This is a genomic window from Microcoleus sp. AT8-B5 (genome assembly GCF_036705565.1).
Taxonomy (GTDB): domain Bacteria; phylum Cyanobacteriota; class Cyanobacteriia; order Cyanobacteriales; family Microcoleaceae; genus Microcoleus.
The window spans coordinates 69928-78390 of sequence record NZ_JAUBUY010000031.1 but is presented as its reverse complement, the minus strand read 5'-3'; the positions used below and the strand labels follow the sequence as shown (position 1 = coordinate 78390).

At 44.7% G+C, this 8463-nt stretch carries 9 protein-coding genes; 2 read left to right on the top strand and 7 right to left on the bottom strand.

Annotated elements, in window-relative coordinates; all coding sequences use genetic code 11:
- The 4 genes from QUB39_RS20310 to QUB39_RS20295 all read right to left on the bottom strand — a co-directional run.
- A partial coding sequence (locus tag QUB39_RS20310) for a helix-turn-helix domain-containing protein (RefSeq protein ID WP_333342661.1) occupies positions 1-113 on the bottom strand: 113 nt, incomplete at its 3' end.
- Between the two features lie 149 nt (positions 114-262).
- Positions 263-451 (bottom strand): DUF2949 domain-containing protein, encoded by a 189-nt coding sequence (locus tag QUB39_RS20305; protein ID WP_333056627.1) that lies wholly within the window; start codon positions 449-451, stop codon positions 263-265.
- A gap of 230 nt (positions 452-681) precedes the next feature.
- Complete coding sequence (locus QUB39_RS20300) at positions 682-1086, bottom strand: hypothetical protein (protein ID WP_333211654.1); 405 nt, start codon at positions 1084-1086, stop codon at positions 682-684.
- Between the two features lie 416 nt (positions 1087-1502).
- The gene (locus tag QUB39_RS20295) at positions 1503-1739 is read right to left on the bottom strand and encodes a hypothetical protein (RefSeq protein ID WP_333211652.1); all 237 of its coding nucleotides are present in this window, start codon (positions 1737-1739) and stop codon (positions 1503-1505) included.
- A gap of 291 nt (positions 1740-2030) precedes the next feature.
- Between QUB39_RS20295 and QUB39_RS20290 the strand changes: the two genes are divergently transcribed.
- Positions 2031-4919, top strand: a complete 2889-nt coding sequence (locus QUB39_RS20290; protein WP_333211649.1) for a PAS domain S-box protein — start codon at positions 2031-2033, stop codon at positions 4917-4919.
- A gap of 122 nt (positions 4920-5041) precedes the next feature.
- On the opposite strand, the gene QUB39_RS20285 is transcribed toward QUB39_RS20290, so the two are convergent.
- A complete protein-coding gene (locus QUB39_RS20285) occupies positions 5042-5632 on the bottom strand; it encodes a rhomboid family intramembrane serine protease (RefSeq protein ID WP_333056621.1) in 591 nt (196 codons plus the stop codon).
- Between the two features lie 469 nt (positions 5633-6101).
- On the opposite strand from QUB39_RS20285, the gene QUB39_RS20280 reads away from it, so the two are divergent.
- A complete protein-coding gene (locus QUB39_RS20280; RefSeq protein ID WP_333056619.1) occupies positions 6102-6479 on the top strand; it encodes a Mo-dependent nitrogenase C-terminal domain-containing protein in 378 nt (125 codons plus the stop codon).
- 550 nt (positions 6480-7029) lie between these two features.
- On the opposite strand, the gene QUB39_RS20275 is transcribed toward QUB39_RS20280, so the two are convergent.
- Both QUB39_RS20275 and QUB39_RS20270 read right to left on the bottom strand, forming a co-directional pair.
- On the bottom strand, positions 7030-7488 hold the full coding sequence (locus QUB39_RS20275) for a hypothetical protein (RefSeq protein WP_333211647.1): 459 nt from the start codon (positions 7486-7488) through the stop codon (positions 7030-7032).
- A 449-nt stretch (positions 7489-7937) separates the two neighbouring features.
- Positions 7938-8120, bottom strand: coding sequence for a ribbon-helix-helix domain-containing protein (locus QUB39_RS20270; protein WP_015178554.1), 183 nt, complete (start codon positions 8118-8120; stop codon positions 7938-7940).
- Positions 8121-8463 lie beyond the last annotated feature (343 nt).

Below are 8463 nucleotides of genomic sequence, written 5' to 3'. Positions count from 1 at the left end.
TGACACAGATTCAAAGCATAATTCCAGAACCATCTCGCACAGCCAAAAGACTTTGCCAGCAAGACATCTTGCTCATCTGTGGGATAAATTCTGTACTTGTAAGCTTTATACATTTATCAGGAGTGCAGAATACCGGTAAAAATATCATAGTGCACAAAAACGATATTGATTCGCTGTCGCTCAATTTATTTTCTGACTCATTTTCATCCCGACGCTCACCTTCGGTAGAGCGCGGGACTTCCCATTCGCATTAGTTAAATTGCTAAGTTGGCTGAGCTTCCATCCAATCAAAAATCAGGTTTAATTGTTCCAGTGTCACTAACCCGTACTGCCACAGAACCATCGGCAGTTCGCTGGCATCTTGTTCACCGTGTCGGAGAGCAACGGCGATGGCAGAATTCGATATTGCCAACTCTCCCCGCAAATAATCGATCAGTTGAGCCTTTCTCATCACCTTCACCGCCTGTTTTATGCGCTATTGTAAAGATATGTAGCTAATCAGTCTGTATCGGAAGTTTAAGTGCTCTAATTTTAGGTTCACAATAGAGAACCTTGTGTGATGGAAACCTCACAAAACTTGTGATAAAATTAAGAGAAAAAAGCGATCGCAGTCACAAGAACTGCGAGAATCAAAAATTGGGTTCCGCGATCGCTCGCTTCCCATGAATTCATTTAAAATTGCTAAAGTCCTAGCTGAAGCTGAACTCCCGCTTCTGTACCGCTGTCGGTTTGTTTGGGAGGTAAAGGATTTCCTTGACGCTGGGCGTCCGAAGGAGTAGTAATAAATTCCAATGGGCCCTCGATTTTGAGGCGAAATGTGTCGCCCAAGCTGCTTTCCCTTCTAGCAGAATTAGCCGCCGTTTCTGGTTCACCAATCAAGTTGTGGTAGTCCGAGTCTAAGGTTCTGTCCTCCACAGTCCTCAACGAGTCCCCCGATAAAGTCGTTTCCGAATATTGGGGCGTTGGTTGCAGTCTTTGTTGGGCGAGAACCGCCGGGGTCAAACCGATAAAAATTGAGCTCAGTCCGAGAGCAGTGCCAAGAGTAGCAATAACTGCGTTCATCATCCATGCCTCCGCTAGTTGCATCCTACTATCCTTATTTTACCCAGTCGCAATTAAGTTGTACTCTATCAAAAGTAGCTGCTTGTGGAGATATCAATTAAATTTACTGTCAAAACTTATAACTTTCGATCGCGCTATCGGTCAAATATAACTGACGCAGCAACCGGGTTGAAACGCCAAAATACGTCATTTCAGACATGAGTCAACCAAAAACTCTATTGGTTTGATTAGCGCGCCTCATGAGTGGAAAAATAGTTAGTGCTGGACGCACGGGCGGCTATCCATCGGTTGTTTTTCACGAAAATAGTTCGTTGCAGACCGCCAAAACGCTAAAAAAACCTGGTTTGAGATACCAGTTCCCAAAAAAATGCAACGGCAGACAAATTCCAAGCCCTTACAGAATCAGTCTTTCCTACTTCTTTAATTCTTTAATCTCAAATCTATAATAGGATGAGCGTGTAGAGTGAGTCCAGGATTGATACTGCATTCATCTCGATCGCCAATGTTCCCCAAGCGGACGATCGCGCTAAGATGGCGGTGGCAGTCGTTAAAAATTCAGTTGCCAGCGGCAGATTCCGAACTCTTAACAGCACTTTGCCTACTAAAACCATCTCAACTTCAAAACCTGCGCTCATCAAGTTGTACTTGACCAATAATTTCTTAATGGTACCCGCCACGTGATTTATCCGTGGAATCAATCCAACATCCAAAATCCTTGCATCCTCAAGCCCCCGGATTTATCCGTGGTGTCAATCTAAAATCTAAAATCTAAAATCTAAAATCGAATGACCAATAATTTCAAAGGTGGTACCCGCCACGTGATTTATCCGTGGAATCAATCCAAAATCCAAAATCCTTGCATCCTCAAGCCCCCGGATTTATCCGTGGTGTCAATTCTTTAATCTCAAATCTAAAATCTAAAATCGAATGACCGGAATGTTGTGGGTTCATAATAGTTCTGCTTTACCATGCCAATCAAATATCTGACAGACCCGATTTTAAAAATGTCGCGCAAAGTGCCAATTCGCATCGTCCTTGTTGTACCTTTTGCACTCCAGACTTTCGCTGCTGTAGGGTTGACGGGGTGGCTGTCGTTGCGGAACGGGCGCATAGCCGTCAACGATGTTGCCGCCCAACTGCGGACAGAAGTCACATCGCGTATCCAGCAACATATTAACAGTTATATTGAAACGCCACACCAAATCAATCAGCTCAATCTCGATGCCATCCGTCTTGGCATTGTGAACGTGCAGGATAGTGATAGTTTGCAACGCTACTTCTACAAACAAATCAAAATTTTTGATAAAATTAGCTACATTCAATTTGCATCCGAAGAAAAAGATTTTATTGGAGTGGAACGCCTCGACGACGGCAAGTTGCAAGTTCAGATTTCTAATCAATCTACTGGCTATAATTTGCATAGCTACGGGCTGTCAGAGTTGGAGGAACCAACCAAACTATTAAAAACTACTCTCAACTACGACCCCCGCCTCCGACCTTGGTACATAGCTCCGGTGCGTGCAGGAAAACCGACTTGGAGTAAAATCTATAATTATTTTGACGCTCCCAAACTAGCGATTACGGCGGCTCAACCAGTTTATGGCGAGGATGGTAAACTGATTGGCATTTTGGGTTCTGACTTGGCGCTTTCCAAGCTCAATCAATTTTTGGAAACTCTAAAAATTGGCAAATCAGGACAGACTTTTATTGTAGAAAGGTCTGGGCAATTGGTGGCAAATTCTACTCTGGAACCGCCATTTATTGTTAGCAATGGTGTTGCGAAACGGATTGTGGCAACGAGCAGCAAGAATGTTCTCATTCGATCGACCGCCCGCTATTTGACTGAACGCTTCGGGGATTTGCACAAAATTGACAGATCTCGCCAGTTAGATTTTACGATCGACGGTCAACGGCAATTTCTACAGGTGACGCCGCTTTTAGACAGCAGGGGCCTCGACTGGTTGATTGTGGTGACGGTTCCTGAAGCCGATTTTATGGAAAGGATTAATGCCAACACTCGGTATACTGTGGTGATGTGTCTGGGTGCTTTGGTGCTGGCAACGGTGATTGGCGCTCTGACTTCTAGGTGGATTGTTGTACCGATTCGGCGTCTGAGCAAGGCTGCGGAGGGTTTGTCCCGGGGAGAATGGGACGGGATGGCGGTAGATTCCCGCTTGATGGCGTCTGTAGAGCGAGAGGATGAGGTGGGTGTCCTGGCTCGCTCTTTTAATATGATGGCCGCTCAATTGGAAGAGTCGTTTACTACTCTCGAAGATCGGGTGGAATCTGCGATCGCCGACAAAAATCAATTAATTATTTCTCTGAAAAAATCCCAGCAAAAACTGGCTCTCCATCTTCACCAAACTCCTTTGGGTGCGATTGAATGGAATCTAAACTTTGAAGTAGCGGAATGGAATTTGTCAGCGGAAAGAATTTTTGGATACAACCGTTTGGAAGCAATGGGACGCCACGGAGTCGATCTCATAGTTCCTGAAAATGCTAAGGAGTATGTCCGGCAACTATCTATAACTTTGCTCACTAATCAAGGAGGAATTAGTAGTATTAACGAGAACATCAGAAAAGACGGAAAAATTATTCTGTGCGAGTGGTACAATACGACCTTGGTTGATGCTGATGGCAGCATTATCGGGGTGGCATCGCTGATTCAGGATGTGACTGAATTTCACAGTGCTGTGGGGCAGTTGCGGGCCAGCGAGGAGCGGTTTCGCCAGTTGGCAGAAAATATTCATGAGGTATTTTGGATTAGAGAACCCAATCAAAAGCAGCTAGTTTATGTGAGCCCTGCTTGCGAGAAAATATGGAATTTGAGCTGTCAGAGTTTGCAGTCAGAACCGGAGGCTTTTTGGGATGCTATTCACCGGGAGGATCTCGATCGCGTCAAGGCTGCTTTTGCGAAACAGGGGCGGGGCGATTATGATGAGGAGTATCGGGTAGTGCGCTCGGACGGTTCAGTTTGCTGGGTGCGCGATCGGGCTTTTCCAGTCCGCAGCCAAACCGGAGAAATTTACCGCATCGTCGGTATTGCTGAAGATATTACCCAGCGCAAATTAGCAGAAGAATTCCAAAAAGTCGCTCAAACCGCTCAAGCAGCAAACCAAGCCAAAAGCGCCTTTTTAGCTAATATGAGCCACGAATTGCGAACTCCCCTCAACGCGATTATTGGTTACAGCGATATGCTCACAGAAGACGCGGAGGATTTAGGCTGCGAAGATTTTATCCCCGACTTGCAAAAAATTCAAACTGCCGGTAAACACCTGCTATCTTTAATTAGCGACATTCTAGATATTTCTAAGATTGAAGCGGGGCGGATGGAACTTTACTTAGAAACTTTCAACCCGGTTAATTTAATTGACGAGGTAGTTTCTACTGTCAAACCCTTGGTAGATAAAAATTCAAATAAGTTTGAAGTTGATGTTGCTGACGACTTGGGAATGATGTATGCTGACATTACCAAAACTCGTCAAATATTGCTCAACCTGCTGAGCAATGCAGCCAAATTTACGGAACATGGCACTATTACCCTCTGTATTGAAAGAGTTAAACATGACAGCTTAACCACTCAAGAAATAGCAGAACCTTCCGACTCAATAATTTTTCGCGTAGCTGATACGGGCATTGGGATTCCCCCCGAACAATTGCAGCATTTATTTCAAGCATTTATGCAGGGCGACGCATCAACTACCCGCAAGTATGGCGGCACGGGTTTGGGATTGACGATTAGCCGTCACTTTTGCGTGATGATGGGTGGCGATATGCAGGTTGAAAGCGAGTTAGGTTGCGGTTCGGTTTTTACTGTGTGCTTGCCGGCCCGCGTTGAATTATTGGTCAGCAGTTAGTCTTGCTTTCCGGGAGGCAATTGTTACACAAGAAACCAGGTTTATTGACAAAAAACCTACGCTTTTAGATAATTTATGAGCAATAAACCAAGGTGATGATAGGATGCAGCCTCAGTCTTATTCTAGCTAATTCGCCGTTTCTGCCGCCCCAAAAGTTGAGCTGTTAATACCCCGCCGACGAAGCCAAAGAAATGCCCTTGCCAGGAAATTCCCGGCTGCGAGGGCAAAACTCCCCAAATTAAACTGCCGTAGAAGAAACCGACAATTAAAGATACCAAAATAGATGTAAAGCTGCGTTCAAAATAGCCCCGCAGCAGCAAGAAGCCGAAGTAACCAAAGATTAATCCGCTGGCACCAATGTGAACGGAATAGGGCGCGCCAGTCAGCCAAACTCCGAATCCGCTGACTAGCACAGTGACCGCACTCACGATAAAAAAGTCGCTAATTTCTCGCAGCATGATCAACCAACCCAATGTCACTAAAGGGAGGGTATTGGTGGCTAAGTGAGCAAAACTGCCGTGCAGAAAAGGCATCAACAGGATGCCTTGAAGTCCGTCGAGGTTGCGGGGGCGGACTCCGTAGGCATTCAGCCTGCCTCCGAATAGGAATACATCGACAATTTCGATAATCCAGAGGAGGGAGACGAAGCCACCGAGAATGGCGGCGTGGCTTTGCAATTCGCGGGTGATAGCTTTGGTTTCTGGGTTACTCATGGGTGGTGAGGACGGTGATACCGATTATTTCTCATTGTAGAAGTTTCTGAGCGATCGCGAGCAAAGATTGTTGGGTCGATGTTTCAGGGTTTTTTGCAGCAGAGCTTATTTAGAAATATTATAAGTTTTATTAAAAATTCCGCATTTTCACGTATAGGATAATTCACCTGGATGCGTCACAATTGTAATTGAACAACAAAAGGAGACTCAACCGAAGGTTGAAGCTAAAAGGTAGAAGACAGAATTTTTACCCTCTCAATCAATTGTTGGGCTTGAAATGAGGACACTTTTTAGAGCGCACACCGTCTTTAAAAAAATCAGGAACTACTTTTCTCGCCCTAAGTCATTAATTTAAGAAGTTCAATCCGGTAAAGCAAAACGAGATGCTGTAGATACTGATTGTAGATAATATCGCACAAGCTCTACAGAGAGTTCTTGGCACCTCGTTATCAAAGAGGAAGAGAGCAAAATGAACGTATTTGATCATACAGTCTCCTACCGAACTCTGCCACATTGGGTAGGATTTGGCAAACAAGAAACCGCCGTTAATGTCGCTACAAATTCTCAGCCTTACGGTCAAAAGCCACACTTTGACCCCTTGCATCCGCTAAAACAATGGCTTGATAACACTGCAATTAAAAGTCAAAAGTTGGCACGGTTGCTGTGTAAGTTGATTCCTAGCCAGTGTCCGTTTGAGCGAGAAGTCAAAATTGGCGATCGCACTTTATTATCCATTCCGCCGCTGTGCAAGTTAAATCCGCTTTACGAGCAAGTGGTTGGGCTGCGCTTTCGAGCTTTGTGTTATTTGGCTGACGAATGTGGCGAAGATGTGACTCCTTATTGTTAATGCTGCAAAAACTTAAATTTCTCACTGTCATTTCACCCTCCCTTCTCCTTGTTGGGGAGGGTTTTTTTATTTTGAGATTATTCGGTGGTTGAAACCTGTTATATCAATTCCGGTTGCACCGGAATTATTGTTGACTGTTGACTGTTGACTGTTGACTGTTGACTGTGAGTCGAAAAACTGAATGGTTGAGTGTTAACTGTTGACTCGATTTTATTATTCCGATGCAACCGGAAACGATATTAACCTCAAACTCAAATGTGGCAAAGGGCCGATCATTCGATTTTAGATTTTAGATTTTAGATTTTAGATTTTAGATTTTGGATTGACTTGCGCGAGATAAATTCGGGGGCTTGAGGATTTTAGATTTTAGATTTTGGATTGATTCCACGGAGAAATCACGTGGCGGGTACCATCAAGAAATTCTTGGTCATTTGAATTCGAGGTTAAATTAGACAAACTTTCGTCTGCCTCAGCAGAAAAGCCAGATATTCTGTTAGATCCCCGGCTTTTTGAAAAAGTCGGGGATCTAAAGCCTGATCGCATTTAAATACTAAAGGGAGCGAATCACTCGTTGTTCGAGAATGCGTTTGCCTTTGTTATAAATACTAAGGCTAGCTCCTGTAACAATGTAATCGTAGGCACCATTTGTGGCCACGTAACCAGTCCCCTCTTCAGTACGAGCACGCAGGGCGATCGTGCTGCCGTTACTCTTTTTAACGCCGTAGTAATATAGTTGATTGGCGTGGTTGTAGCACAGATAAATCCGAAAGTTGCTGGTCTCGAAATAGTTTTCCACTTTCTGTCTTTTGCGAGCACAAAAATCTCTAACCTGTTTTTGGGGAGTGGATACATTAGCTATTTGTATGGTTTCAATCGGAGACTGAGTGCGAGACGCTGTTGGTGCAGTGCTTGTGTTCGATTGTCCTAAAGCCAAGGTTGCCGCTGGATTGCTGGCAAATAGCATTAAACCGAGTAAGCTGGTTTGTGTGAGTCTTGCTGTGAAGTTCATAAGTCATTCCTTTAAAAGATGTTGATGCGTCTAATCTAGGTAAGTGGGATTGATTAGGGCGATCGAACAGTACAGTTTTCGCCATTGGCCTCAAGGAGGAAATCCTGGGATGCAATTTCCGTTTGCCCTGCGATGGGACACTATTCTCAATAAGCTTTTAGGGGCAGGCTAGAAGCCCGCCCCACAATAGGATTGAATGTATAGTCGAAAGTTCGTTACTGAGAATGATATTTTTTTGTGAGTTTCTCTGCAACTGACTAGCCGCCGGACAATTAAATAACTGGCACTTTCGATTGCTGAGAGGACTTATGCACTAATAGGCGATCGCGAGGACAAAACAGAGAATTATTTTAAATATTGGGCGCCAACTGCGGGCGCTGATGCTAGTTTTCATCAATTTCGATAAGTGCGATCGGGCGACACGCACCAGCAACCCACGAGGGAAGTCTTTACGTGTCGCTTTTGGGCTTTTCCGGTTCAGAAGGTAGATCTCCCTTTTTTTTGGCTTCTAACACCGCTGTTTCAACGATAAAAGCTATCAAGCTAGCTGTGGGTCTACCTTGCCGATCGGCCCACAGTTCTAAGGATTCATAGATGTAGTCGGGGAGTGTGATGTGAACGCGCTTGCTCACTGTCAATATTTACTGTTTGCGAACGCTCCCAATCATACAAGTTTACGCCGATCGCGGTGTTATAACGCTATTTTAGTAATTTTCTGCTACCAATGAGGGCCTTTTGTGCAACAATTTGTACAGCACACCACAGGTGCAAAGTCAAAAGCCAGTCCCCCGCCGTGGAAAGCAAGGACTGGCTATGGCTCCAATTAACAAGGAGATACACCTATTATGCCGTATGAAAAACGTCTCAGACCGTGGATCGTTGTTCGTTTGCTTCCAAATCTACAAAGGGTCGTTATCGGTCGCTTTCGCAGTTGGTCTGATGCAGAGGGTCATTTGCGAGTTCTCAAACAACTGC

Bases quoted from the DNA above. Each gene is read 5' to 3' on its own strand.
- QUB39_RS20300 (WP_333211654.1), bottom strand. From the start codon at position 1,086: ATGCAACTAGCGGAGGCATGGATGATGAACGCAGTTATTGCTACTCTT.
- QUB39_RS20285 (WP_333056621.1), bottom strand. From the start codon at position 5,632: ATGAGTAACCCAGAAACCAAAGCTATCACCCGCGAATTGCAAAGCCAC.
- QUB39_RS20290 (WP_333211649.1), top strand. From the start codon at position 2,031: ATGCCAATCAAATATCTGACAGACCCGATTTTAAAAATGTCGCGCAAA.
- QUB39_RS20280 (WP_333056619.1), top strand. From the start codon at position 6,102: ATGAACGTATTTGATCATACAGTCTCCTACCGAACTCTGCCACATTGG.
- QUB39_RS20275 (WP_333211647.1), bottom strand. From the start codon at position 7,488: ATGAACTTCACAGCAAGACTCACACAAACCAGCTTACTCGGTTTAATG.
- QUB39_RS20305 (WP_333056627.1), bottom strand. From the start codon at position 451: ATGAGAAAGGCTCAACTGATCGATTATTTGCGGGGAGAGTTGGCAATA.